The sequence below is a fragment of the bacterium genome, assembly GCA_020444065.1.
Lineage (GTDB): Bacteria > Sumerlaeota > Sumerlaeia > SLMS01 > JAHLLQ01 > JAHLLQ01.
Genome location: JAHLLQ010000001.1, coordinates 995,514 through 1,020,956, shown reverse-complemented (window position 1 = coordinate 1,020,956; position 25,443 = coordinate 995,514). Strand labels below are relative to the sequence as shown.

23 protein-coding genes are annotated in these 25,443 nt (G+C 56.5%); 17 read left to right on the top strand and 6 right to left on the bottom strand.

Annotation, left to right across the window (positions count from 1 at the left end):
- The first annotated feature begins 5 nt into the window (after positions 1-5).
- A complete protein-coding gene (locus tag KQI84_03670; protein MCB2153957.1) occupies positions 6-1,691 on the top strand; it encodes a hypothetical protein in 1,686 nt (561 codons plus the stop codon).
- A gap of 12 nt (positions 1,692-1,703) precedes the next feature.
- The gene (locus KQI84_03665; protein MCB2153956.1) at positions 1,704-3,539 is read left to right on the top strand and encodes a hypothetical protein; all 1,836 of its coding nucleotides are present in this window, start codon (positions 1,704-1,706) and stop codon (positions 3,537-3,539) included.
- Here the strand turns inward: KQI84_03665 and KQI84_03660 are convergent.
- Positions 3,460-4,368, bottom strand: coding sequence for a hypothetical protein (locus KQI84_03660; GenBank protein ID MCB2153955.1), 909 nt, complete (start codon positions 4,366-4,368; stop codon positions 3,460-3,462). The two genes, KQI84_03665 and KQI84_03660, sit on opposite strands and share 80 nt — an antisense overlap.
- A gap of 223 nt (positions 4,369-4,591) precedes the next feature.
- Here KQI84_03660 and KQI84_03655 point away from each other — a divergent pair, with 223 nt between their 5' ends.
- From KQI84_03655 to KQI84_03605, 11 genes are all read left to right on the top strand, one after another.
- Complete coding sequence (locus KQI84_03655; GenBank protein ID MCB2153954.1) at positions 4,592-5,047, top strand: hypothetical protein; 456 nt, start codon at positions 4,592-4,594, stop codon at positions 5,045-5,047.
- 107 nt (positions 5,048-5,154) lie between these two features.
- The gene (locus tag KQI84_03650) at positions 5,155-6,279 is read left to right on the top strand and encodes a glycosyltransferase (protein MCB2153953.1); all 1,125 of its coding nucleotides are present in this window, start codon (positions 5,155-5,157) and stop codon (positions 6,277-6,279) included.
- A gap of 152 nt (positions 6,280-6,431) precedes the next feature.
- A complete protein-coding gene (locus KQI84_03645) occupies positions 6,432-7,406 on the top strand; it encodes a GDP-L-fucose synthase (GenBank protein MCB2153952.1) in 975 nt (324 codons plus the stop codon).
- 341 nt (positions 7,407-7,747) lie between these two features.
- Positions 7,748-9,055, top strand: coding sequence for an ABC transporter ATP-binding protein (locus KQI84_03640; protein MCB2153951.1), 1,308 nt, complete (start codon positions 7,748-7,750; stop codon positions 9,053-9,055).
- A gap of 74 nt (positions 9,056-9,129) precedes the next feature.
- The gene (locus KQI84_03635) at positions 9,130-9,756 is read left to right on the top strand and encodes a class I SAM-dependent methyltransferase (protein ID MCB2153950.1); all 627 of its coding nucleotides are present in this window, start codon (positions 9,130-9,132) and stop codon (positions 9,754-9,756) included.
- Positions 9,757-10,492: 736 nt separating this feature from the next.
- Positions 10,493-11,401: a hypothetical protein gene (locus tag KQI84_03630; GenBank protein ID MCB2153949.1), complete on the top strand. Its 909-nt coding sequence runs from the start codon at positions 10,493-10,495 to the stop codon at positions 11,399-11,401.
- Positions 11,398-12,324: a class I SAM-dependent methyltransferase gene (locus KQI84_03625; protein MCB2153948.1), complete on the top strand. Its 927-nt coding sequence runs from the start codon at positions 11,398-11,400 to the stop codon at positions 12,322-12,324. The genes KQI84_03630 and KQI84_03625 overlap by 4 nt, the downstream gene beginning before the upstream one ends.
- Positions 12,321-13,451, top strand: coding sequence for a DegT/DnrJ/EryC1/StrS family aminotransferase (locus KQI84_03620; GenBank protein ID MCB2153947.1), 1,131 nt, complete (start codon positions 12,321-12,323; stop codon positions 13,449-13,451). Before KQI84_03625 ends, KQI84_03620 begins: the two co-directional genes overlap by 4 nt.
- Positions 13,448-13,927 carry a GNAT family N-acetyltransferase gene (locus KQI84_03615; GenBank protein ID MCB2153946.1) on the top strand — a complete coding sequence of 160 codons (480 nt, stop codon included), beginning with the start codon at positions 13,448-13,450 and terminating at the stop codon, positions 13,925-13,927. The genes KQI84_03620 and KQI84_03615 overlap by 4 nt, the downstream gene beginning before the upstream one ends.
- Entirely contained in the window at positions 13,927-15,186 is a 1,260-nt protein-coding gene (locus KQI84_03610; GenBank protein ID MCB2153945.1) for a glycosyltransferase family 4 protein, read from the top strand. The genes KQI84_03615 and KQI84_03610 overlap by 1 nt, the downstream gene beginning before the upstream one ends.
- A complete protein-coding gene (locus tag KQI84_03605) occupies positions 15,183-16,106 on the top strand; it encodes a glycosyltransferase (GenBank protein ID MCB2153944.1) in 924 nt (307 codons plus the stop codon). Before KQI84_03610 ends, KQI84_03605 begins: the two co-directional genes overlap by 4 nt.
- On the opposite strand, the gene KQI84_03600 is transcribed toward KQI84_03605, so the two are convergent.
- From KQI84_03600 to KQI84_03580, 5 genes are all read right to left on the bottom strand, one after another.
- Entirely contained in the window at positions 16,090-17,163 is a 1,074-nt protein-coding gene (locus KQI84_03600; protein MCB2153943.1) for a glycosyltransferase family 4 protein, read from the bottom strand. The two genes, KQI84_03605 and KQI84_03600, sit on opposite strands and share 17 nt — an antisense overlap.
- Positions 17,163-18,080, bottom strand: a complete 918-nt coding sequence (locus KQI84_03595) for an ABC transporter permease (GenBank protein ID MCB2153942.1) — start codon at positions 18,078-18,080, stop codon at positions 17,163-17,165. Before KQI84_03595 ends, KQI84_03600 begins: the two co-directional genes overlap by 1 nt.
- 120 nt (positions 18,081-18,200) lie before the next feature.
- Positions 18,201-19,040, bottom strand: coding sequence for a sulfotransferase domain-containing protein (locus tag KQI84_03590; protein ID MCB2153941.1), 840 nt, complete (start codon positions 19,038-19,040; stop codon positions 18,201-18,203).
- 176 nt (positions 19,041-19,216) lie between these two features.
- Positions 19,217-20,191: a glycosyltransferase gene (locus KQI84_03585; protein ID MCB2153940.1), complete on the bottom strand. Its 975-nt coding sequence runs from the start codon at positions 20,189-20,191 to the stop codon at positions 19,217-19,219.
- Positions 20,175-21,107, bottom strand: coding sequence for a glycosyltransferase (locus KQI84_03580; protein MCB2153939.1), 933 nt, complete (start codon positions 21,105-21,107; stop codon positions 20,175-20,177). The genes KQI84_03585 and KQI84_03580 overlap by 17 nt, the downstream gene beginning before the upstream one ends.
- A 548-nt stretch (positions 21,108-21,655) precedes the next feature.
- Between KQI84_03580 and KQI84_03575 the strand changes: the two genes are divergently transcribed.
- The 4 genes from KQI84_03575 to KQI84_03560 all read left to right on the top strand — a co-directional run bounded on the left by KQI84_03575 (position 21,656) and on the right by KQI84_03560 (position 25,369).
- Positions 21,656-22,660 carry a GDP-mannose 4,6-dehydratase gene (locus KQI84_03575; protein MCB2153938.1) on the top strand — a complete coding sequence of 335 codons (1,005 nt, stop codon included), beginning with the start codon at positions 21,656-21,658 and terminating at the stop codon, positions 22,658-22,660.
- Between the two features lie 18 nt (positions 22,661-22,678).
- Positions 22,679-23,386, top strand: coding sequence for an NTP transferase domain-containing protein (locus KQI84_03570; protein ID MCB2153937.1), 708 nt, complete (start codon positions 22,679-22,681; stop codon positions 23,384-23,386).
- On the top strand, positions 23,383-24,501 hold the full coding sequence (gene wecB / locus KQI84_03565; GenBank protein MCB2153936.1) for a UDP-N-acetylglucosamine 2-epimerase (non-hydrolyzing): 1,119 nt from the start codon (positions 23,383-23,385) through the stop codon (positions 24,499-24,501). Before KQI84_03570 ends, wecB begins: the two co-directional genes overlap by 4 nt.
- A gap of 85 nt (positions 24,502-24,586) precedes the next feature.
- Positions 24,587-25,369, top strand: coding sequence for a hypothetical protein (locus KQI84_03560; GenBank protein MCB2153935.1), 783 nt, complete (start codon positions 24,587-24,589; stop codon positions 25,367-25,369).
- The last annotated feature ends 74 nt before the right edge of the window (positions 25,370-25,443 follow it).

Sequence of the window (25,443 nt, the reverse complement as noted above, 5' to 3'; positions counted from 1 at the left end):
GCGAGATGTCTGCGACCGAACAAGCCGTTGCCGCCGGAGTCCCTACGACCCGCGGACCAAGACTGCGATCGCTGCGCCGTGCGTTGATCGGGCGGGGATTCCTGGGCAAAGACATTGTGCAGTTTGCTTCGCTGTGGGTGGCGATAGGCCTGGCGTTTTCGCTGATTTTGATCGGGCAGAAGATTGTTGTCCTTTGGCATCCAGGCAGCAATATTCTGGCTCCGGCTCCGGTCTGGTTTGTCCTGTTCCTGAACATCTTCGCGTATGCGCTTGGTCTCGCCATGTACGGCGAGGAAGAAGAGAGCGAATCGCGTCTCTTTGCGAATCGTCTCCCCGTTTCGGCAATCCGCCTCGTCTTCGCCAAGTTACTCTCGGGCCTCCTTCTGATCGCGTCTTGGAGTGTAGTTTTTCTGCCGATTGGGCTTTGGCTTAATCAGGCACCTCACAATGCCACGAGAGCGTTTCCATTCGGCGAGTTGTTCTTCCTGGGGTCCATCCTGAGCGTCTTCCTGCTCGTTGCCGGAATGACTGCGGCCGCGTGGCACAGGCGTACGATGATTGCCGCGTTTGCAGGATTTGTGGAGATCGGCCTTGTGTGGATGGTCTTCTACCAAGCCGCGATGGCGTTCTTCCCGGGCCGATGGATTTATGATTGGGCCAGCGCCAGCGGGTTGAATGCAGACAACACGGTATTTGGTCCTCTGAGAACATTGCTGCTCTCCGCGCCGTTTGTTGCCCCGCTCGGGATCCCCCTCCTCCTGTTGCTTCTTGGTATTCGCGTTTCGAAATTCGAAGACGTACCTGCCGAGTCGAGTTTCAGGTTCCGTGCGCTTGGTCGGGCAGGCACGGCGAGAGGAGGTCTCTCGCTCAGGACGTCCGCCAGCTATCGAATCCTCCACGTTCCAACGCTGCTGGTCGGCATTCTCGCTGGCCTGATTGCTCCGATTGCACTGGTCAGATTTGTTGGAGCGGAACTGACGCCGATCATCCACACAGGCTGCGCGGTAGTCTTCCCGATGTTTCTCGGTGCCATCGCTTGTGTGCCGATCGAACGCTACAGTCCGGAGTTCTTCATCAACGCCCTGCCCGTCTCGCGTCGACGGCATGAGTCCCAGCGCATTCTTGGGCTCCTGATCGCGGCGTTCGTGCTCGCGGTGGCGCTGGTCGGCAGTGGGCTGTTCCTCGGGAGCGACGCTATCCTGCGTGCGTCGAATCGTTTGATCGAATGGCTATCATCTGCTCCGAGTGCCGCATGGGGGTTGGTGTACATTCTCTATGATGGTGCAGTTCTCTTCCTCATCGCAGCGGCTTCGATCCTTCTCGGATACCTGTTCCGCTTGTACTGCCGCTCGATCATCATCTCCCCGATCCTGACCGCGCTCCCGGCAATCGCCTGGTATTGGGTCATCTACGAAGTCAGCGGAGATGCGATGATGTTGATGTACATGCCGGATGTCAGGCCCTTCGCGGGGCTCCTGGGCGGGCTCAGTGCACTCGTTTGGCCGGCGATTGTCGCGATCGGCCTGCCGATCCTTGCGATCTGGATTACAACATGCCGATCGCCATTGCTGGAACAAAGCGAACGGCGACGCACCGCCATTGCGATCCTGCTGGCGCTGCTGCTCACCACGTGGGGCGGAATGGCCTTGTCTGTTTCGCCGATCGATATTCTGACGATCATCCGGTACTAAGAGGAGGCGACGATGTTCCCATCGGCAAGACCTTCGATCTGGAGCAAGAGTTGGCTTTGGGTGATTCTGCTCGTCGCCGTGCCAATGCCATTCATCTTCGCATGGCTTCTGATTCCCAGGCCTGACCTGCGTTACCAGGAGGCATTGGCGGAGTGGGCTGAGGAGAATACCGATTACGATCCCAACTACCATTTCGATCATCCACCCGATCGTGCACAGTTGGGTTACGATACTCTCTATTCCTCGGCCCCCTTGGGCTTCTTCGATCTACTCAAAGTAGCCAATGCTCCTTTGATCCGTGAACAGCTCCAGAAATTTCCGCTGGTCGACGCTGGCGAGAATTACTACTCAACGGTTCTTGCCACCATGAATGCTCTGCAGATCTTTGATCAGGGGGATTGGGATAGCGGTATAGCTCTCTCAAAGGAATCCGCCTGCGCGAAAAGGAAGGACTCCCTCTCGTGGCGTCGATTCGCGGCTCGAAATCGTAGTATTGATGTGTTTGAGGAGATGCTACGTCAGACTCCGGATGTGGAAAAATGCAGGGAGATGGCCGTGGCGCTGACTGATGTGAGAAACTGCGCTCCCGTATTCGATGAGAGAGACCTGGTTTCAGACATCGTCTTCAGTAGCGAGCTGGGGCGGATGCGCTACTTCCGCTGGGATTCTCCCATGCCACGAGTACTCTCACAAAGGGACGATGATCTCACGGAAGCGCTCAGGCTCCTTGTCCGTTCCGACAGCGCCCGAGCACGTATCAGCAATCGCGCAGACATGCGGTGGATCGATTCTCTCGGGCAGCGCTACTCCCTCACGGAGCACAGTTGGGACTACACGAAGTCAGCTGAGCGGATGCCTTGGACTCGTGAGATTGCTCTGAAGGAGCGCCTTGCCACTGTTTCAGCGAGAAACCCTGGGTTGATGGAGTCATTGTGGCTTCCCGAGGAGGTAACGAGCCGATTCACTGTTGAAGAGCGAGCTTCGACGGAAATTCGCGCTTTGCTGGTTGCCGCTCGCCATGTGGGATACTCACGAATTCTTTGGAGGATTGAATCACGCGCACTGGCAACACAAATCGCCTGGGCGGCGCGGGTGTATCGCTTTGAGAATGGTGAATGGCCTGAGAGCATCGCGCAACTCGACCCCGATCTCTTGCAACCAACGCCGGATTGGGAAGCGATGAAACATCCGAATCCCCTGCGATCGACTGGTGCAGTGGGGGAGTACCGCTTGCAGTTTGAGGAGACCACGCCGGAACTTGCGCTGAGAATCCCAGGAATCATCGACGGCAGCGAGATGGCAGGCTTGGATCGCCACGGCACGCTGGAGTGGGAAGGCAATCGGCTCACCTTTACTATGCGCTTCTATGAACATCGGTCCGGTTTCTTGAGGCCAGATTCAATTCTCGCACGCAATGTCGCCTACATTGCAGAGAGTATGGCCGATCATCCTCTCGTCGAGTCCGTGCACTTGAGCATTTCCTCAGAGGCCGATGGGCCGCTGACTGAAGTCACTCCCGCCGAGTGGCTCGCAGCAGTCTCTGCGATGCGCAACGAACCGATGCCCGAGAACGCAACGATTCCAGAGATCCCATTCAAGCACGGTGTCTTCACCTGGACGGCGGAGTTCCCGGATCGATTGCTTACCGTCCGATGCGACTTGCCCGAGCGAGAGTTCGATCCAGGCTTCCGACGGGGAAACGAGGACGATCGGGATCACCTCGTCATCATTGCCGGATGGGAGAAATACGTTTGGCGAACTGCTTTATCTACTGCGAACCGTAGACTTGTTGCTCCAATTCTGAGATGGTCACGGCCAGTTCTTGGATTTTCATCAGGAGACCATTGATTCGATCCAACTCATCCTGGGGAAAGTCTGCGGAGAATTCAGGAACTCCGACATCGGGATCGCATTCCCAGTCGTCCCGGCTCGCTTTCAGGGCTTCCAGGTACTTCACGGAAGTCTTTGCGAATTCGATCCGCGCCTGGAAGAGCTTCCGTTGGTCGGCGCCCTTCGCACGAACTGTGGCCGAATCTTCGCGGAGCCTGTTCTCGCTCTGCGAATTCCACGCACCTTTCTCCTTCAGCAGGTTCTCAACTTTGGAAGGCAGTTCCTCCATTGCCTTCAGAGAATCCTCGTGCCCCTTCTGATAGCCCTTTGCGTACGTTATCCGTTGATCGATTTCTTCGACGGACGGATTTGTCGACATGTTAAGTCCGCCGGAATCCATCCATTGTTGCGAAGATTCCTCAAGCGCGACTCGAAGCCCCTGCATATCCGCCGTGAAGTCTTGTATCGCCAACTCCGAAACTTCATCATATGATGCCGCCTTTTCCCGGGACACAATCTGCGCCAGGGCAACCACAGAGCCTTCGGCGATGAAGAGTGTCGCGACGAGGGCGAAGATGATGTTCGCCACGACGCGTGAACGACGAGCCAACAGGAATGCGATGCCAGAGAGGATGAGACTGAAAATGAGAGCTCCCATCGCATGACCGACTGCACTGGCGATCGCAGTGGATCCCTCTTTGCTCGCCACGGATTCTAAGATGACCACCAATGCGAAACCGAGGAACACCGCCAGCAGGATTGCCCAGTGGAGGCTGTACTTGATCTTCTCAGGCTTTTGTGGAGCTTCGGGGGCTGTTGGCTGTGGGCTATTCTGTTCGTCGCTCATGAACTGTCTCCGGAGAATGGTGGGGCCACTCCAGCGACGCGTGTCTATGGTTGCAAGGGAAACATAACAGTCCTTCACACCACAGAAACGCATTTCTCACCGGCATGGATTGCAGGTTTCCTTCGACAGAGGGGGCACAACTGAGGCATGAGAACCCTGCCGCAGGGACAAAGCCCCCACTGTGTTCCCGCGTAACGAAATGTCTTGGAGTTCTCTCCTGCCTATGCCTTGTCACGACGTGACGGAAATCGTTCGCATCGCGTTCGATTCGGAAGACCGCCTGACCCACTACAGCCTGATCAAGAAGTCCTGCGGCCAGGGAGTTGGCGACCAATCGCTGATTCTTGGCTGGCTGATCGGCCGCAAAGCGGACGACATGCTCGACCTCACGCCCGAGGCGCTGCTGGATCATTTCCAGTCGACCGATGAAGCGGTCGAGTATCTGACGTTGAAGCATTTCTTTGCGCTTCGTTCGGCGCTGCTGGTCTACACCGGCATCGAGCCCGGAGGGCTCGGCAGCGAGTGCGTGCTAGAATCGCTGGCCTATGAACCGGAAGGCGTCGAACTGATCGGCCGCATCCGCGTGGATGTCTTCACGGATCGGATCAAGGGCTGTGCGCGGTGCTGCGGCGGATCGTGCGGCGGCGCAAAGCCGACCGCAGCAACGGCGAAGATCTAGAAGCAATTCCAATAAATTCGGACTTGTGCGGCGGGATTTCCCCGTTGCGGCGGTTGCGATTGCGCGGCGATAGTTCCGCACCCCGCGGGCACTGAGGCCGAGCGAGAATGTCACGACCCATCCGAGTTCTGCATGTCATCGATTCCTGGAATCTTGGCGGAGCGCAAACGGTTCTGCTGAATCTGCTTCGCCATGGCGATCAGAGTGCCTTCGAGTACTCTGCGTTCTCGTTGCACGGCCCTGGTACTGTCGAGGGCGAGGCGGGGGAGATCGTCGATCGTTGCGGCCATTTTGCGACATCGAAGGCGGATCCACGTCTGGTGTGGAGGTTCCTTCGGGCCGTCCGCGACTGGAAACCGGATATTGTACATGCGCACCTTGTCGCTTCATGTTTTCTCGCAGAAGTTCTGCTCCCGTTCTATCCGGCAAAGACTCGTCTCGTGTCGCACATGCAGTCGATCTACCGCCCGCCCGATCACGAGGAACAGTATCAGAATTTCCTCGAGCGATTCATCTATCGCCGAAGCCATCGGATTATCGCCTGCAGTCGACCGACGCTCGATTCGCTGGAGAAAGCGCGCGGACGGAAGGTGAAGCAGGCATCGGTCATTTTCAACAGCGTCCCCGATGCGATCATCACTGGACGAATCCCCGAGGACCGAATTGCGATTCGCAACGAGCTGGGCGCCTCCGAAGATGCGACGGTTGTGCTGACGGCTTGTCGGTTGTCTCCGACAAAGAACCTTCTGTTCGGCGTCGAGGTCATGGCGCGCCTGCAGGAGACTCACCCCGACCTGCAATGGTGGATTGCCGGCGAAGGCGCAGAGGGCGAAGCGCTGCGCCGCGCCGTGAAGGACGCAAACCTGCGTGGCGTGCAGTTCCTCGGCTATCGCAACGACGTTCCGAAGCTTCTCAGTGCGGCTGATTACTTCCTGATGCCTTCCCTATACGAAGGCCTAAGCCTGGCACTCGCCGAGGCGCTTGCAAAGGAAGCCGTGCCGGTCGTGACGCCCTTCGAGGGATTTGATCAGATGATTGAACACGAGAAGACTGGAGTCGTCATTCCATTCCGCGACGCGGACAAAGCGGCGGAGCTTTGGCGAGCGATCCTCGATAATGAGGGGCAGAGAGCCAGCCTCGCCGCCGAAGGGCTGGTTATTGCGAAAGAACGGTTCTCCGCATCGAAAATGGCAGCAGACATCGAGGAGTTGTATCGCGACGTGATCGCGTAGCCTGGCGTTTCATCCTCATTTTCGCATCTGCCATACCGCCACTCTCAGCGAATACAGGTGTCGGGTTTTGTCTTGCTCTATTCTCAGGGAGAGTTCTGAATGAAGCACTGTTCGGTGGCCATGCCGGCGAAGTTCCCTGGGGAGTAATGAGTATGAGCGAAGCCGCCAATTCCAGACAATTCTGGTCCTCAAAACGCGTTGCCGTTCCCGGTGGAGCCGGTTTCCTTGGATCCTACATTGTTGAGAAACTGCAGAAGCGCGGCGCCGGTGAGATCTTCGTCCCAAGGGTCGAAGACTACGATCTTGTCCATGAAGACGCCGTTCGGCAGATGTACGAAGATGCCCGGCCGGACATCGTAATTCACCTGGCCGCAACCGTCGGAGGAATCGGGGCGAATCGCGAGAACCCGGGGCGTTTCTTCTACGAGAACCTGATGATGGGTGTGAACCTCATCGAGGAGGCGCGCCGTCGTCAGTTGGCCAAGTTCGTGTGTCTCGGGACGATTTGTGCATACCCGAAATTCACGCCCGTGCCGTTTCAGGAGAAGGACTTGTGGAACGGCTATCCCGAGGACACAAACGCGCCATACGGGATCGCAAAGAAGGCGTTGCTGGTGATGCTCAATGCATATCGCGCGCAGTATGGTCTGAACGGGATCTACCTCCTGCCGGTGAATCTGTATGGGCCGCGAGACAATTTCAATCCGGCTAGTTCCCATGTTATTCCGGCGTTGATTCGGAAGTGTGTGGAAGCTCGCGAGCGTGGCGACGAGGAGGTTGTCGTCTGGGGAACCGGCAAGGCGACGCGCGAGTTCCTCTATGCGGAAGACGCCGCGGAGGGAATTCTACTGGCAGCGGAGCGCTACGAGAAACCCGATCCTGTGAATCTGGGCGCTGGCTTCGAGATTTCAATCAAGGAGCTGGTGGAACTGATCGTTGAAGAAACGGGATTCCAGGGACGACTCGTCTGGGATGACACCAAGCCCGATGGACAGCCCCGTCGTATGCTGGATACTTCGCGCGCGGAGAAGGAGTTCGGGTTCAAGGCAGGCATGAATTTCCGCGAGGGGCTGCGCCGGACGATTGCCTGGTATGAGGCGGAGCGGAAAGAAGAACGGCAGGCATAGGCCGCCGACAGCGCAGTAGGATGTGATCTTGAAGACAACCCTCGATAAGGAACCAGAGTGATTGCCGGCTTGCTCTCACGAATCCTGACCCGAATCGAATGAAACAAATCGCTGCCTGACAGAAACTACGATCCCTTGCGCGCCAACTCGGCCCCGCTGGTAATTGAGTTCCCCCGCTTACCGGCGGTCCTCGCAGAACCCAAGAGAGCCCCCTTGGGGGTTCGCCCTTGACAGCCCCACTCGGCCCTCACACCATTCCCTTTGCCGTTGGTCCCAGATAGTCGCATAAGTCTACTGGGGGCAAATATCTAAGCTTGATCGAGAAGACCACGCAAACCCCTATGCCCGCCGCCCCCGCTATCATTCAGAACGCCGACACGACGCCCGGAACTCAGGCTGTCGCGCCATGGGCCGTGCGACTCGAAGGCGTGGGCAAGCGCTACCGACTTGGCGGGCCCAAGTCCTTGAACGACAACCTGCGCGAAGATCTGATGAAAGGCATCGGACGCCTGATCCGGCGGGACTTCGGCGTTGACGAAGAGAAAGGGACCTTCTGGGCACTGCGCGATGTCGACCTGGAAATCCAGCGGGGCGACACCGTTGGCGTGATTGGTCGCAATGGTGCCGGCAAGTCTACCATGCTGAAACTCCTCAGCCGGATCACCGCGCCGACCGCCGGTACCATCCGGTATCGTGGTCGTCTGGCAAGCCTGCTCGAAGTCGGCACCGGCTTCCACCGCGAATTGACCGGACGCGAAAACATCTACCTGAATGGCGCCATCCTCGGCATGACTCGCGCGGAGATTGCTCAGCAATTCGATGCCATCGTCGATTTCGCCGGGATCGAGAAGTTCCTCGACACTCCGGTGAAGTTCTACTCGAGCGGCATGTACGTGCGCCTTGCCTTCAGCGTCGCTGCCCATCTGCGCACCGACATCCTCGTCGTCGATGAAGTCCTCGCTGTCGGGGACGCTGAGTTCCAGAAGAAATGCCTGGGAAAGATGCAGGACGTCGCCACGGGAGAAGGACGAACGGTGATTTTTGTCAGTCACAATATGGCAGCGGTGAAGGGTTTGTGTAAGACTGGCATCTTGCTCAAGCAGGGACGAATGGTCCGCTGCGGAAGTACCGAAGAGATAGTTGATGAATACTCACGCTCTAACAGAACCACAGGACCTGTGAGCCTGCTGGATCGAGCAGATCGAACGGGGACCGGTGATGCAAGGCTAACAAGGTTTGCGATAGCTGACAAATCGGGCTCCGAAGTATGCGCATGCAGATCGGGTGAGTCAGCCACGTTCCGCCTCACAGTAGATTGCACATCAAGAAAGGATATCGAATTCGATCTGGCTATTCTCCGGTCCGACGGTATCCCAATGATCCACATGAGCAATCGAACGCTTGCCAAGGACATCACCTTGGATTCTGGCGAGAATGTACTCGCCCTCACGATGGATCGACTTCCCCTCGCGCCTGGGCAGTACTCGCTCAATACAATGATCAAGTCTCGCGGAGCGATATTGGATTGGGTCAAAGAAGCAGCCGCTTTTGACGTGGAAGCGGGCGACTACTACGGGACTGGAGCACTACCGCCTTCGGGACATGCAGCGGTCTTCGTCGAGTACGAGATTGGACTGGCAAGCGCATGAGATCAACGAAAGATCTGCTGTTCGAGTATCACAGTCGGTACTTCCATCGGCCCGCAAGAGCTCAGCGGCCAACGTTGAGCAACTACTTGGCGATGTGGAGGCACTTCCCGGCTTGGCGCAAGTACGTTCTGAGGCCGGAAGGAGGCCCTATATCGGACGCAATTCCATGGATATCGTACCCAGCGATTCGGCGTCTTCAGCAGATTCTGACTGAGAACGATCGAGTCTTCGAGTGGGGAGGAGGAGGATCCTCCCTCTTCTTCGTGGATAGAGTACAAGAATTGATCACCGTCGAACACGATACTGAATGGTATCATTCTCTTCTTCAAGAGAAGAAGGAAAAAGGAGTCCAAAACTGGCGTATCGTGAGCGCGCCACCAGTTCATGGGAAAGACGAACATTCTTCATCAAGCGATCGCTACAGGGGCATGAGTTTCAGAGCCTACTGCCGCAGCATCACTCAATTCGATGGCGAGTTCGACATCATCGTTATCGACGGTCGCGCACGTGAGAAGTGTCTCGATTATGCTCACGAGAAGATCGCACCTGCAGGGGTCATTGTCTTCGACAATACCGAAAGGAAGAAGTACAGAGACGCAATCAGTCAATATGAGAAAGACTACTCTGTCGAGAATGTATTCGGGCCTGCGCCCTACGCTCAGATATTCACCATGACGACGTTTATGAGGAGATTGAGCTGAGATGTTGGGAAGAGTCACTTACAGACTGGACAGGTACCGGAAATGGCGTGCTCTGCGAAAGTCCCGCAGGATCATAATCGGAGCGGGTCAGACAGCGTATCCTGGTTGGTTTCCAACGAATAAGGCCCTGCTCGATGTCATCGATAGAGAACAGTTCCTCAGGACTTGGCCCAAGCCTGCAGTTACTCACTTCCTGGCCGAGCACGTATTCGAACATCTGACTGAAGAACAGATTCGTCAGGCCCTCAAGAACTGCTCGCTCGCGTTGGTTCAAGGAGGAAGAGTCCGGATCGCCGTCCCAGACGGCTATCACCCGAGCCCAGAATATATCGCTCATGTCAGGCCTGGCGGAATTGGACCCGGCGCCGACGACCACAAACTCCTTCTCGATATTGACAGTCTGTCCAATCTGATTCGCGAATCTGGGCTGATCCCAGAACCTCTCGAATTCTATACTAAGGAAGGCTCGTTTGTCGCGAATGATTGGTCATCGGAGGATGGTTTCGTAATGCGGTCCCTCAAGCACGACAGAAGGAACGCATCACCAAATGCGCCCTACAAATATACTTCGTTGATTGTTGATGCTCTGGTACCCCGGGAGAGTGACGCCTCTTGAATAAGTACGGAGAACAAATCACAGGAGGCCTAGTGGCCGGACGTTCATCTGCTTCTGGGTCTTTGCCATGCTCCGTCATTATCGATCCTGTCATTTGCACGAAGACTCGCTGGAAAATGTATGAAGACTGAAGCCGTCCCAGTTTTGCTATTTACCTACGCTCGGCCCGAGCACACTGCTCGTGTCCTTGATGGATTGCGTGCCGAGCGTATTCCCCATCTAATTGTCTACTCTGATGCACCTAAGCGCGAGGAGCATGTTGCGCTCGTGGAGCAGGTTCGTGCACTCGTCGGCAGCATCGATTGGTGCGAAAAGGAAGTTCATCTCCAGGAGGTGAATCGGGGCTTATCGGAGTCTATAACGACTGGTGTCTCAGCAGCCATGGAGCGCTTCGGGTACGCAATCGTGTTGGAAGATGATATTCTGGTGCTTCCCGGGTTCTACCGCTTCATGACCCAAGCGCTGGAACGCTACAGGACAGAAAGGCGAGTCTACTCGATTTGCTCCTATACGATGCCACATTATTGCAATTTGTGCCCTGAGTATGACGGCTTCTTTCTGCCTCGATCATCCAGTTGGGGTTGGGCCACGTGGAAAGATCGTTGGGGAGACTTCACGATGGATTTGGATGAACTGCTGGACGGAATAGAAGAAGCCGGGATGGACTTAGAGTCTGTAGGAAAGGACATTCCAACCTACGTGGCCCAATGCAGGAGCGGCCGTGACGTTTGGGCGATTTGCTGGCACCTGACTCAGTTTCTGAAAGGTGGGCTCAACCTCTATCCAAATGAAACACTCTCCTTAAATCTGGGACTGGATGCTTCTGGAGAAAACTGCGGTGTTGGCTTGGCCCGCCGATACAAGCCCCGCTCGGAGCGGATGCAAGTGAAGAAGGAATATGTGTTGCCTCCTGCTGGCAAGATTGATCCATCATATTACAAGCAATTGAGCGAGCAGTACGGATATGCTTCTCGCAGCAGTTTCCTTCAGAGGCTGCTGAAGCAGATCAGAGGGAGAATTCGGCCTTGAATCAACTTCGCAGCCTGCTCACCTATTTGCGCTTCTTCCCTCGAGCTCAATGGGCACTTAGGGAAGGCCGCAGGCTGGGGCTGCCCGGGCTCGAATTCGACCGCTATGGGCGTTCTCTCGGCGGCAAGCTGGGTTTTCGTCATCCAGCAGTATCTTGCCGACTAAGACTTAATCCTGTATCAAGTGTCAGGTACTTCGAGTTCGATTTTGTCAACAGGCACTTGCAGGATGGAGCAATTCGGGCATTGGACGTTTCTTCTCCTTGGTTATTCAGTTTCTACGAAGTCAGCCATCGTGAAGAGCTTCGGGTTTTTATGATCAATCCGGACGTAAAGGACTGCCAGAATGTACGGAAGTTGATCACCGCTTTGAGAGTGGAGCGAATCTCTGCTGAGTGCATTGATGTGAGAAGCTACGAAGATTCTGCACAAAACGAGTCTTTTGATGCCATTTGGGCGATCTCCGTCATTGAGCATATCGATGGCGAGTATGACGATCGGGATGCCATCTGCCAGATGTGGAAGATGTTAAAACCTGGAGGACAGCTTCTGCTTACGTTTCCCGTCTCTGCTCAATTCGAGGAGGAGTTTCGTCCTGTTGATCAGTACGGGCTGAACACCCATCGGAATCAGAAAGGACAACACTTCTTCCAGCGGTACTACGACGAGGAAGCCATCAACAGCAGGATCCTCGAACCGCTCGATGCAGTCGACCCGAGAATCGAATTCTATGGTGAGAGAGTGCCCGGCTGGTTCCAGCGGTATGAGAGTCAGTGGACCAAGGCAGGATTGTCCCGAACCGTCTACGATCCAAGAGACATGGCGAGACAAATGGTGCGATACGACTCCCTTTCGCAAATGCCCGGGAAAGGTGTTTGCGGATTAGCCCTAAAAAAACCCATTCGACAGGAAGACTCGGGATGAGTGAACAACACCCCAGAATACCAGTTGCCAAGCCTCACATTACTACCCTTGAGGAGGAGTACGTTGCGGAAGCGGTCCGGAGCACATGGATCTCTTCGACAGGGAAATTCGTAAGTCGATTCGAACAACTCTTCTCAGAGGTTACAGGAGGGCGGTCGGTAGTTCCGGTCTGTAATGGCACCGTCGCTTTGCATCTGGCATTGGAGGCCCTCAATATTGGGCCGGGCGACGAAGTCGTTGTCCCCAGTCTGACCTACATCTCGACTGCAAATGCCGTTTCCTATGTTGGGGCGTCCCCAGTCTTTGCGGAAGTGGATCGAGAGACCTGGACAATTGACCCTGGACGTCTTGAAGAGTGCATTTCGCAGCGCACAAAGGCCATTATTCCTGTGCATCTCTACGGGCATCCAGCCGACATGGATGCAATCAACAATCTTGCTTCGCTGCATGGGATCGATGTCATCGAGGATGCTGCAGAGGCCCCGATGGCAACCTACAAGGGGCGATTCGCAGGAACACTCTCGAGGGTTGCCACTTTTTCGTTCTATGGCAACAAGCTCTTTACTTCAGGAGAAGGGGGTGCCCTTACAGTCTCCGATCATCTGCTTGAAAGGAGAATTCGGATTCTCCGAGGACAGGGGATGGATCCAGATCAACGCTACTACTTCCCCACAATCGGGTTTAACTACCGGCTGACCAATGTTGCGTGTGCCCTGTTGTGCGCCCAGCTAGATCGGAAGAAAGAGATCATTGAGAAGAGGAGAAATATATACCGCTGGTACGAGGATGCTCTTGACTCTATTCCGGGCATTTTGATGCAACCGGTCGCTTCATGGGCCACGCTCTCCCCCTGGCTCTTTAGTATTCTTGTGGATGAGCGCGAGTATGGACGCACCAGAGACGAATTGAGCGTGATTCTCGAAGAGAACAACATTGAAACGCGTCCCTTCTTCATGAGCATTCATAAGTTACCGCCGTATCGAGCGGCGGCTCGCGCAAGAGGCACAACTTTGCCGATCACAGAACGCCTGAGTGAAACGGGAATGAACCTGCCTACTTATGTTGGCCTTCGCAAGGAGGACGTTGACAGGATCTCGAGCATCATCCGTAGAAGCCGAAAGGGATGATCGTGAAATCGCTGCTCCTCTTGCGTTCGTTGGAACGGGATGATGAACTCTTGCTTGGGTCACTCTTCCAGGCCATAGTTGAATCTGGGGATGCCGAGTACTTCCATCCACATCCCTTTACCGGAGCACATGCACGGCAGGTTTGCGGGCATACCGGCAAGGATCAGTACCTCGCCTTGATTAGTCGGAATGAGATTCGATGCTACGGGCTCCTGCGAGGATGGGACGAGGGGTTTGACATCCCCTCGCTTGGTATTATCGTTCACCCTGCTTTTCGTGGAAGAGGCTATTCATCACTCATGATGATGTACTTGCACGCCGTGGCTGCCGAGGCTGGAGCTATGAAGATACGCCTGAAGGTTTATGAGGACAACACTTTGGCAAAGAGATTGTATGAGAAGCTTGGCTACGAGTTTGTTTCGAGAGAGAAAGGCCAACTAGTGGGATACTGCAAGATCAGAGGGCATGCAGTCTGATGTCCGATGAGCGTGATGGTAAGATCAGGATCGGGCTGGACGCGCGTATTGTTCCTGGAAGATGGGGGGGGGTGGAGCAGGTTGTCCTGGGAATGGCAAGTGCCCTCTCAAGATTAAGCGATGGCGACGAGGAGTATGTATTCTGCACATACTCAGGAAACAAGGAGTGGCTATCGAAGTACTGCAGTGGATCATGTCGGGTTCTTGAAGTACAACCGTTCGAATCTATGAATGAGAGACCTCGAGGGTTTATCAAACGGATTCAACGTCAAGTTCAGATTCTCCACAGACGTCGCTTTGGCCATCTCCCCCATGAGCCCAAAGTCATTGTTAGCGAGGCGTTCGATGTCTTTCATTTCCTCAAGCAGTGGGGATTTCGGACGAGAACTCCCAACATCTATCACCCTCACGATTTGCAGCACGTTCACTTGCCCAGTCTGTTTGAGCCCGCGACTATTCAGACGAGGGAGAGAATGTACAGACTGATGGCCAATCAAGCAACCCTTGTGGCGACCTGTTCGACTTGGATCAAGCAAGACGTTGAGAGGCAATATGGGCTGGATCCATCGCGAGTCAAAGCTGTCCCCCTTGCACCCGTTACAGAGTTCGAGGAAAGGCCGAGTGAGCATGTAATACGCAGTACCAAGAAGACGCTAAACCTTCCCAATAGGTTCATCTTCTATCCAGCACAGCTCTGGCTTCACAAGAACCACGCGAATCTGATTCGAGCTACTGCCGAAGCTCAAAAGGCGTGCGAGAGCCGTATTCACTTGGTTTTCTCGGGCAGATTGAATGAACCCGTCTATTCGGAGTTACTTGGACTCACGGGCAGCTTGGGGTTGGAAGGACAAGTTCACTTTCTGGGTTTTGTAGAGCAGGCCCAGATGAAATCACTATATTTTCTTGCCCACGCTGTTGTCATTCCTACCCTCTATGAGGCTGCCAGTTTTCCCTTGTGGGAGGCTTTTGAGGCCGGCGTGCCGGCGGCATGCTCGAATGTGACCTCTCTTCCAAGACAAGCTGGCGAAGCGGCTCTCATCTTCGATCCCCACGACATCGAGGACATGGCGCGCAGCCTTGTTACTATCTGGACCAACGAAGAAGTGCGCGGTCGTCTCATCGAACTGGGGAAGGCTCGCATCGAACTATTCACCTGGGATCGCACAGCGAAGCATTTCCGGGCTCTGTATAGGCTGCTAGCCGGCAGAGGACTATCTGCCGAGGACAGAGAGCTTATCGACCAGGAGGCCAGACTGTGACGGGCCTTCCTTCCTCCATTTCTGACGAAAAAGCCTGGCCGAACAGAGGATGCGCCCCGGCGGCCCGTCCTGATTGGGCCTCGGACATTGACCGCCTCCCTGCACTTGGAATTATCACACCGTCTTACAACCAGGGCCGGTATATCGAGGCGACGATTCGGTCTGTGCTGCTTCAGGGATACCCGAAGCTTGAGTACTATATCGAGGATGGCGGCTCGACCGACGAGTCTGTGGAGGTCATCAAGAGGTACGAGGAGTTCCTCTCCGGCTGGGTAAGCGAGAAGGACCGCGGACAGAGTCATGCCATCAACAAGGGAATGGCGCGGTTCGAGGATGCAACGCACGTGAACTGGCTGAACTCAGATGATTACCTGATGCCTGGTGCGTTATGGAAACTCGCTGAGCGAATCATGGCGGCGTCGGACGCTTCGATTTTCATTGGGGCTTCCCGGCGGGTTTTTCCGGAAACGAAATCAGAGAAGATCCATAGGCCGGAGAATGTGACGCTGGAAGACGTCTTGCATTGGCGCGAAAGGTTCATCAGCCAGCCAGCGGCGTATTTCCGTCGCGACCTGTTCGAGGCCATTGGCGGTTTGCGTGAAGACGTGCACTATTGCATGGACTTCGAGATGTGGATCCGCATGTTCGAGCGCCCGGAAGTCCGTGCCGAGGTTTTCCCCGACGTTCTTGTTTCAACGGTCCACCAGGAGGATGCCAAGACCGTGGCTTCGCGGGGACGAATGCACGGAGAATCCGCGGCGGTTCTGATGGAGCACGGCTATCGGGAAGAGGCGATCCAGTTGGTGGAATCGGTCTATCAGGATTACTTCGAAGCCAGCCGGATCTTCCGCGTGATCGAGTCGCTGCCTGGCGGTCGCCAAGCGCTGCAGGCCTACAATCGGCTCAAGCGCCGGGATTGAGTATATCCTGATAGAGGGCTCTGTGGGCGCGCCCGACTTCGGACCAAGGGAACCTCTCTGCGGCGGCTCGGGCGTTCGTTCCCAGCATCTCCAAATCACTCTCCATGGATTGCTGCATCGCTTTCTGCAGACCATCCATAGTCTCCGGATCATAGAGAAAGCCCGCATCTGCAGGAACCTGCTCTGGAATGCACCCGATCGCCGGTGCAATGACGGGCTTGCCCATCGTCATCGCCATCATGACGCTCGCAGAATTCAAGATCGCCGTGAAGGGAGCCACAACGACGTCCGCTGCGCCGTAGTAGTAGGGGACTTCTTCCTCCGGTATGAAACGCTGATCGACGCGCAGGTTGGCGATCTGTGCCTTCTTGCGCCCCAAGTAAGTCCGCATGCTCCTGTCGTATGCATTCCCTGCCAGGATCAGGAGGTTCTCCTCTCCCGGCAAGGTCGGAAAGACGTCGAGGAGTTGCTGGATGCCCTTATACTTCCTGAGAAACCCAAAGGAAAGGAAGACAAAGGAATCATCTGGGATGCCCAGGCGCTTGCGGCACTCCTGCTTCGAGGGTGGCAGAGCATGAATCGATGCGTAGTTGCCGGGAGGTATTACGCGAAGCCCCGGGTGCTGGCCATAAGTCTGCTCGAACCGCTTCCTTCCGCAGTCACAGTGGACGGTGATTCCCTTGGCGGCCCTGGCCATCAGTCTCTGAGCCCACACTGCCAGGTACTTGCGCTGGGGATCATGCGGCCAGACGTTGTGCATCGTCCATACGATTGGAAACCCCCACCTCTTCATCATCACTAGCTTGATGTAGAAGTGCAGGAAGTGAAAGGCAAACGTATGTGCGGTCTGTCGGTACAGGATGTTGAGCCAATGGAAATGGTACAGTGGCGGGGATTTGCGTTGTTGGATGATTTCCCCGAACGTCGGCATCTGACGATGGAACTCGACTTCAACATTCTCGTCTTCGAGTGCCTGCTGGAGCAGATCGATATAGACGTTCTTGACGCTGGGAAGATGAACGCACTTGATTCGCGAATTAGTGGGGCCAGAGTCCATCAAAGTATGTCCACCATCATGCGCTCGCGGCTAGTGAAGAACTTTATCCCGAGGGCCAGAAGAACCCACCCACCGATCAGTCCCTTGAGGGTCAACGCCCAATCGATCCCTCTTCCAACCAGGAGATTCCGGTATCCTTCCACGACGGCCGACATTGGGTTCCAGGTCAACAATTCCTGAAGCCACCAGGGCTGCCACTGGTAGAGAGAAAGCGGCACGACGAGGAACATGCCGATCTGCAAGATAAACGGGATCGCGTACTTCACGTCGCGATACTGGGCATTAAGGGATGCCAGAAAGAGGCCGAGCCCCCAGGCGGTCAGCAACTGGATGAGAAGGAGGAGCGGCATCATTGCAAGATACAGCGGCGTGAAAGCTCCAGCTATTCCAGATAGAAGAAGGAACACGGTAAAGGCGATCGAGAAGTCCAGCAACGAGCCGACAACGTGTCCTCCGGGAACGACCATGCGCGGGAAGTACACTTTGCTAACAAGGTTCGCGTTCATCTCCATCGAGGTGGAGGCCATTTGCAGGCTGCTTGCGAACGATGTCCATGGCACCATACCGACCATGTAGAACAGCAAGTCGCTCAGATCGACATCGCCACCTCCCCGCAGAATCGAGATCACGATGGCAAACACGCCACCTGTGATGATCGGCTGGAGGACAACCCAGACAATCCCGAGGGCCGTTTGCTTGTAGCGGACTTTGATATCGCGTAGGACGAAGGCGAGAAACAGCTCGCGATACTCGATCACGTCCTTGATTGTCTGGAGGATGCGCACACGAGGGTCAGGGCTAATAACGGTCTCCGGCAGGTCGCCACCATTGGCGCTTGCCTGCCCGGCGGAGCCTGGCGCAAGGGCTTCGCTCTTCGACGTATGTTCTTCGGTGGATTCGGTGGCTTCGGGACTCATAGCGGGAAGAAGTCTGCCAGCGGCGCGAGGGCTGTCAAGCTGGGATTCCGGTGAAGTCTCGGCCGGGGAGCCTCCGCCCTCATCTGAATCCCTGCCATGCCGGCGCCAAGCTGGAGATGTTTAGCGACCGCCAGCCCAGGGCAACTGACGCCCAAGAAGGTCCGCCAGCTCCGCATCGGGCTCTTTGTAGAACGCCCTCATCTCCGCCAGACGATCTTTCGGCAAGGAGATGCGAAAGCGCGACTGATTCTTGATTGCGGATGGAAGGAAGCGGTCGACCGCCCAAGAGAGCCTCGGATATCCCCGCCGGAGTCGCATTGCCAGAAATGACGCACGCTTGTTGTGGGCCTTTTGCAGATCGGGCATCATACCCTGAGGGAACGGCGAGAGGTCCAGGAAATCCAAGGTAGTTTGAAGAGTCGAATGCTGATCGGTACGGACCGCTTCCTCAAAGAAGAGGATCAGGAACTGCTCTCGTGGAAAGACCTCGAACCACCTCTTTAACTGGAAGGCGTAGAGTCCCATTCGAATCGTATGGAATGATCTATCTGCATCGAAAATGTCCATCGTTGGCGCGATGCGTCCAACCCCCATATTGTGATAGTGGGCGGATACCGCACGGGAGACAGGCTCACGCAGCAGCACGATCAATTTCATCTGTGGGTCGAGCTCGCGGACTCGTTCTGGCGTTTCCTCCCGCCATGTCGGATCGTCCTCGGGGCCTCTCCCCAGATAGATCGTATTCGGCGTATACTCTCCGATCCTCTTCTTGCCACTCCCGTCTTCGAACTGCGAAAGAAACCAGTCCATTCCCTTTTCGAACGTGGGGCGATCGTCGAAGAAGTGCAACTCCTTCTGGTTCGGAGGAGAGTAGACCTCCGGATGTCGACTCAGGACATTGGCAAGCCAAGTGGTTCCGCACTTCTGGCTGCCAATAACAAGGAAGTTGGGTTTGGGCATGGATCAATCTTCCAGACAAAAGAAACAGTGAGGATTCGACATTTCGGTGCGCTTATTCTGCCTTCGGGTACCTAAGTCGACGCGGTGACCAGCGCAAGTCGAATCGCCCGCTGGCACTTCCAATGGGTTCGGGGTGTGCATTCCGACAATCTGCAATTCTCTTCTCTCGTTCATTCTCAGAACCGATTCTTGATCGTGAGCAAAGCGATCAATGCCCTCCGCAGCAGTGATGCCGGAAGGAAGCTAAGCAGGAACATCACGTTTGCTTTGGCCGGGGCTCGCAGCGTTCGAACGGATTTCCACAAATCGCCCCGGAAAGGAAGATGATAGGTGAAGAGGTTGTCCTTGGCGAGATTGTAGTGAACAATCGCCGCGCGACGCTGAAGCTGGCGGGGGTTCAACACTCCTCCCTCCCGCAAATAGTCGAGCATAGTTAGCTCCATGCTCCTCCGTTGATCCAACTGCCCCTCGCTGGTAGAAAGCGACTCCCCCTGTGGTGCAAGTCGATAGCCACAAAGCTCTTCGGTCAATCGCGCCACATGAAAGCCCACCACGAGGCGGATGAAGTACTCGTAGTCCTCGCCAAAACGAAGTGAGGAGGATTCGATCATTCCTCCCAATTGCTCGAAGCAGTGTCGTCGCATGACAATCGTGTCGGTATTCAGTGACTGCTGCAGTACCTGGTCGACAGTTACTGACTCGCTGCTAAAGCGCCACATCATATTATTGTACTGGCGAACCCGCTCTGCATCGCCGAAGACATAGTACCAACAAGTGATTGCATCGATATCCGGATGATCGAGGAGGTAGGCGATCTGCTTCTCCAACTTCTCTGGCACCCAGACGTCGTCCGCATCCAAGAAGGCGAAGAACTCGCCGCGAGCATGTTGCATGGAGTTATTCCGGGCACGCGCGGCAAGCCCAGTGTTCTCCTCAAATTGAAGCAGGCGGATACGGTCATCGGCGGCTGCGAATTCTCGGACAATCGCAGGGGTTTCATCCGACGAACCGTCGTCGGTGATCACCATTTCCCAGTTCGTGTAGGTCTGTGCCTGCACGGACTCGATCGTCTCAGCGATAGTTGCCGCCGCGTTGAAAGCCGGCACAATAACGGAAGCTAGCGGTTGGCGTTCGTCACGGGACGACTTCACGATCGCCCCCCCTTTCCTGCAAGGATCGGAATGCCGCACGCTGGAGTTCCAGACGCGATTCGTACGTATTCTCGAGAGCAATTGATCGACGGCGCTCTGCCTTCTTTGCCTCTTCCGATGGGCTCGATGCGATGTACTCGAGGTAGTCGCTCCATTCTTGGGCTGTCTGATATCGAACAGCCAGCGATGGGTCAGGGAACTCGAACGGACCGAAGTCAGTACTCAGGATTGGCTTTCCGCTCATCGCATATTCGTAAAACTTCAATGGCAGCCCGAGATTCTCCGCCACCGGGTTTCTCCGAAACGGGACCATGAGAACATCCGCGCCATTCAAATAGCCGGGGATGGCCTCCCAGGCTCGATGGCCGAGCAGAGATACGTTCTTCTCACCCCTCAACTGCTGGATCTCGGATGAGTCTCGGATTACCGGACCAACAAGAACGAACTGCCAGTCCTTTCGCAACTGAGCACACTTAAGCAGGAGGTCGAAGTCCAAGCGCTCGAACACCGCGCCGGTGAATACGCAGCGCGGTTTCGGAATACCGCTGAATTCAGGTGGTGACTGTCCCGAACCACTCTCCCACCAATCCCGATCTACTGCATGAGGGATGTGATATGTCCTCGGGTTGAAACGGACGAGGCGATTCTTCAGAACCTCTGATGTGGTGAAAATCAGATCGACCTTTCGGCAGCAGGCCTCCTCCTCTTGGAGTTCGCCAGGCGTCGCTTCTCCGAACCCGTAGATATCGCTGCAGTAGTACGCGGTTGTTGCCTTCGGGAACATCGCGAGCAGATCATGCCGCACTGGCAATTGGAACAGGACTACCAGATCCGGCTCCCAGCCCAACGCTCCCAAGTACTTCCTGATCCTCCGGCGATCGAACGGACGATGAACTGCGCGAAGCGAGTTCCCCATTGGGCCACCCTTCATCATGCGGGGAAACGCCGGCGGCATCGTCCCGACCCACAGGCGTTCCCGAGGTTGATGGAGGGTGCCTCTGAGTGAGTCCGCCAGGCTCGCGCGCCCCGAACGAAAGTCCCCAGGGTAGGGCGCCTGCTCGAGCCACAAAACACGGTTTCCAACTTCCGCCCAACAAGATGGCATGCGGTGGCGGACACGCTGCATCCCTCCCCAGTAGTCGTCTGTAAGCGCAAGGATATTGGAGTTTTCCAGGACCACCGGGACGACCCTTCACTGGGGCGAGATTCCCAACCCTTTGGTACCCTGTGAGGGCGTGTCAACCGTGAGTCGGATTCCTCTCAGCCCGCCTAATACGGGGGCGATCCAAGCCAGTCGCTACTCATCCAAGTCGAGAGCACTTCGACTGGCAATTCCCTTCCTCGGGCATCTCCAGATGCCTGCGGTCAGTAGGATTGACGACGCCTCGGGCTTGTGTGGATGCTTTGCTGCACGTGCGGAAAGCCCGAATGGCTTCCGGATTTTGCATCTGTCGAAGGCGAATCATGGTCGATTGGTCCCAGGAGAGTGTCTTCATCACAGGCGCCGATGGCTTCATTGGCAGCCACTTGACCGAGGCTCTCGTTCGCCGCGGAGCCAGTGTCCGTGCCTTGGTCTATTACAACTCCTGGAACCAGTTTGGCTGGCTGAGCGATCTGCCACGGGAAGTCTTCGATAGCGTTGAAGTCGTCTTTGGCGACGTCAGGGACGGCGACCTGATGAGGCGCTGCTGCCGCGACACCCAGACCGTGTTCCACCTGGCATCGCTGATTTCGATTCCCTACTCGTACACGGCCTCCGAATCCTACGTTCAGACGAATGTCCAGGGGACGCAGAATGTCGCCCGGGGCGCGCTCGAGGCCGGCGCGCGTCGGTTTGTGCATACGTCCACCAGCGAAATCTACGGAACGGCCCGGACTGTCCCCATCGACGAGAGGCATCCGCTACAGCCGCAGTCGCCGTACTCGGCCTCGAAGATCGGCGCCGACATGATGGCGCTCAGTTTCCATCATGCCTTTGAGTTACCCGTCGCCGTGGCGCGACCTTTCAACACCTTCGGCCCTCGCCAGACTCCGCGCGCGATCATTCCGACGATTATTCTCCAGTGCCTGGCGAATGCGGAATCCGGTCAGCCCATTCACCTTGGCGCGCTCGACCCGCGGCGGGATTTCACGTTCGTGGAAGACACGGTTCGCGGGTTTCTGGCCGTTGCGGAGAGCGACGCAGCCGTCGGCCAGGTGCTCAACATTGCGGCCGGCCAGGACATCTCCATCGGCGAGCTGGCCGAGCGCATCATGAAGCTGTTGGACGTCGATTTGGCTATCGAGACCGAGGGCCAGCGCGTTCGCCCCGCCGGCAGCGAAGTCCGCCGCCTGCTCGGCGACGCGACTCGTTTGCGCGAGCAGTGCGGATGGAGCCCGGAAGTCGAACTGGACGAAGGTCTGAGCCGCGTCATCGAATGGCTTCGCCCGCGGGCACAGACGATTGATTCCAAGCGGTATTGGACATGAACGGGAGACGGTAACGGGATGGGCGCGACGAAGAAAGCTGTCATTCTGGCCGGAGGTTTGGGCGTTCGGCTCAAGCCGTTCACCGACGTCATTCCCAAGCCGCTGCTTCCGCTGGGGGAGAAGTCGCTCCTCGAGATTCAGATCGAGCACCTGAAGCAAAACGGCATCGGCGAGATCATCCTGGCGCTTGGGCACAAGTCCGAGTACATCTCTTCGTTTCTCGGCGATGGAAAGCGCTACGGAATCAACCTGCGCTACAGCGTCGAGGACCAGCCGCTCGGGACATGCGGTCCCCTCAGTCTGCTGCGCGAGGAACTGACCGATCCCTTCCTCTTGATGAACGGAGACATCCTGACGACGGCGAACCTCGGCGAGATTCTGCAATTCGCCACCGACGATCCATCCACGCCGCTGCATGTCGTGACAAAAATCGTCACCGCGCCATTCCGGTTCGGAAAGATCCACACCGATGGGCGATACATTCTCGACGTCGAAGAGAAGCCCGACCTGGACATGGAAATCCTGGCCGGCATCTACGCGCTGAAGCCGGATATCTTCGAGTTCATTCCCGATGGCGAGTACTTCGGCATCGATGAACTGATCAAGTGCCTGCTGCGAAACGACATGAAGGTCGGGCGCTACCTGCTGAAGGACTATTGGGTCGATATCGGTGTGGTCGAAGACTACGATGAGGCGCGGAAAATCTACGAAGAGCACTTCCGATGACGCCGCGCAAGCTCCTGTTTCTCTTCGGCACGCGCCCCGAGGCCATCAAGCTGGCGCCGGTCATTCTGGCCGCGCGAGAACGCCCCGAATTTCATGTCACGATTGTCGTTACGGCCCAGCATCGCGAAATGCTCGACGAAGTTCTGCGCGCCTTCGACATCGTCCCCGATCGCGACCTGAACATCATGGCACCGGGGCAGACCCTCTTCCATGTGACCTCGCGCGTCTTTGAAGCGATGGAGAGCGTGCTGGCCGAATACGATCCAGACGTCGTGCTCGTGCAAGGCGACACCACGACCGTCTTTGCCGGAGCCGTCGCGGCGTTCTACGCCGGAAAGCCCGTCGCCCACGTCGAAGCCGGTCTGCGGACCGGAGATCTGGCGGCGCCGTTCCCCGAAGAAGCCAACCGCAAGATGGCATCCTGCGTCACGCATTGGCACTTCGCGCCGACCGACAGCGCGCGCCAGAATCTCCTGCGCGAAGGCTATCCCGGTTCTGCGATTCATGTGACCGGCAACACCGTGATCGATGCGTTGTTGTGGATGGTCGAGCGCGTCAAGACCGCCGCTTGTCCTGTTGCCGAAATTGCTCCCGCGATCGATGCGCACGAGCGCATGGTCCTCATCACCGGGCATCGCCGAGAAAACTTCGGCGCGCCCTTTGCCCGCATCTGCGAGACCTTCCGCCGCCTCGCCGAGGAGAACCTCGAAACGCTCTTCGTTTATCCCGTGCACTTGAATCCAAACGTGCAGCGACCTGTGAACGACATTCTCGGCGGCGTCGGGAACTTCCGCCTGCTTTCGCCGTTGGCCTATCCCGATTTCGTGTGGTTCATGCAGCGCGCTCACCTGATCATCACCGATTCCGGCGGCGTGCAAGAAGAAGCCCCGGCACTCGGCAAACCGGTGCTCGTGACGCGTCGCGTCACCGAACGCCCGGAAGCCGTCGATGCCGGCGTTGTTAAGCTGGTCGGAGACGATCCCCACAGCATTTTCGCCGAGGCCACGCGCCTGCTGCGCGATCCCGAGGCTCACACCCAAATGGCCCGCGGCGTCAGCCCCTACGGCGACGGCAAAGCATCCGCGCGCATTCTGGACGTGCTGGCGACGCAGTAGCCGCCCACATTGACACCCGGTTTCTAAATGCTTGCTCCGGCAGAAGCGCGTGTGGAAGGCTACCTCTCATACGGGGAGCCTTGAGATGAATCTCTATCAGATGCGGCGGGATCCTTACTTCCGGAGACTCAGGGCTCTGAGCATCAGCAGGCGATGGGGAGCACTCGTCTTTCTACTGGTCGCCCCGAAAGCAACCAGGATGCTGGCCGCGATTCTCGCAGGGAATGATGGGAATTTCGTCGGTTTCTCTCTCTTCATCCAAACCCTCATTCTCGTCTGGCTTCTGTGTGTTGGAATGCTGCTGCTGATCCTTGCCAATCCCGACGCGTGGGCATTGCGAAGAATACTCGCTGCCATAGATCGAAAGACTGTTCGCGACATTCTGATCGACTGCAAACCGGAACGGCTCAACGCCGATTCGATTGTCCTGGACTTGCGCGGGATCGAAATGGAGGCGGAACGCTTCCAGTTGAACACCTGGCGCGAAAAGGCAGGGACCCTGTGGTTTAGAATCGCCGCCGGAATCCACAAGAACCAAGAGACCATGGATAGTGCCTTTGTTGAAGCGATGACCAAGGAGAAGCTCTGGCGCCACTTCCCACACATCGTTCCTTTGCGCGTCTATTCATGCGAGGTACTCGTGAACAAGAGAATCCTCACTGTCCCCGAGGCCCTGTCACTCATGGACCCGAGACGGGTCTCCTACAACACAGACAGGAATTCGTGCGCAGTCTGGACACGCCGCGGCCCGAGGTGGCTCCGGAACGCACGCATCGAATACGAACCGGGCGAGGAATGGCGGGCAAAGACGACAACGGATGCCCTTTCCAGCGCTCCGGTTGAGAATATTGGGACGGCTCTTCCGTAGTGTCTCAAGTGGCGGATAGCGGCCATTCCTGGAAACGCCCATCGAGCGCAGAAGGTTATCAGTGCCAGAGATTT

What these genes read in the sequence shown, in the direction of transcription:
- KQI84_03670 (MCB2153957.1), top strand. Translation starts at nt 6, where the DNA reads ATGTCTGCGACCGAACAAGCCGTTGCCGCCGGAGTCCCTACGACCCGC.
- KQI84_03665 (MCB2153956.1), top strand. Translation starts at nt 1,704, where the DNA reads ATGTTCCCATCGGCAAGACCTTCGATCTGGAGCAAGAGTTGGCTTTGG.
- KQI84_03660 (MCB2153955.1), bottom strand. Translation starts at nt 4,368, where the DNA reads ATGAGCGACGAACAGAATAGCCCACAGCCAACAGCCCCCGAAGCTCCA.
- KQI84_03655 (MCB2153954.1), top strand. Translation starts at nt 4,592, where the DNA reads ATGCCTTGTCACGACGTGACGGAAATCGTTCGCATCGCGTTCGATTCG.
- KQI84_03650 (MCB2153953.1), top strand. Translation starts at nt 5,155, where the DNA reads ATGTCACGACCCATCCGAGTTCTGCATGTCATCGATTCCTGGAATCTT.
- KQI84_03645 (MCB2153952.1), top strand. Translation starts at nt 6,432, where the DNA reads ATGAGCGAAGCCGCCAATTCCAGACAATTCTGGTCCTCAAAACGCGTT.
- KQI84_03640 (MCB2153951.1), top strand. Translation starts at nt 7,748, where the DNA reads ATGCCCGCCGCCCCCGCTATCATTCAGAACGCCGACACGACGCCCGGA.
- KQI84_03630 (MCB2153949.1), top strand. Translation starts at nt 10,493, where the DNA reads ATGAAGACTGAAGCCGTCCCAGTTTTGCTATTTACCTACGCTCGGCCC.
- KQI84_03620 (MCB2153947.1), top strand. Translation starts at nt 12,321, where the DNA reads ATGAGTGAACAACACCCCAGAATACCAGTTGCCAAGCCTCACATTACT.
- KQI84_03615 (MCB2153946.1), top strand. Translation starts at nt 13,448, where the DNA reads ATGATCGTGAAATCGCTGCTCCTCTTGCGTTCGTTGGAACGGGATGAT.
- KQI84_03610 (MCB2153945.1), top strand. Translation starts at nt 13,927, where the DNA reads ATGTCCGATGAGCGTGATGGTAAGATCAGGATCGGGCTGGACGCGCGT.
- KQI84_03600 (MCB2153943.1), bottom strand. Translation starts at nt 17,163, where the DNA reads ATGGACTCTGGCCCCACTAATTCGCGAATCAAGTGCGTTCATCTTCCC.
- KQI84_03595 (MCB2153942.1), bottom strand. Translation starts at nt 18,080, where the DNA reads ATGAGTCCCGAAGCCACCGAATCCACCGAAGAACATACGTCGAAGAGC.
- KQI84_03590 (MCB2153941.1), bottom strand. Translation starts at nt 19,040, where the DNA reads ATGCCCAAACCCAACTTCCTTGTTATTGGCAGCCAGAAGTGCGGAACC.
- KQI84_03580 (MCB2153939.1), bottom strand. Translation starts at nt 21,107, where the DNA reads ATGGGGAACTCGCTTCGCGCAGTTCATCGTCCGTTCGATCGCCGGAGG.
- KQI84_03575 (MCB2153938.1), top strand. Translation starts at nt 21,656, where the DNA reads ATGGTCGATTGGTCCCAGGAGAGTGTCTTCATCACAGGCGCCGATGGC.
- KQI84_03570 (MCB2153937.1), top strand. Translation starts at nt 22,679, where the DNA reads ATGGGCGCGACGAAGAAAGCTGTCATTCTGGCCGGAGGTTTGGGCGTT.
- wecB (MCB2153936.1), top strand. Translation starts at nt 23,383, where the DNA reads ATGACGCCGCGCAAGCTCCTGTTTCTCTTCGGCACGCGCCCCGAGGCC.
- KQI84_03560 (MCB2153935.1), top strand. Translation starts at nt 24,587, where the DNA reads ATGAATCTCTATCAGATGCGGCGGGATCCTTACTTCCGGAGACTCAGG.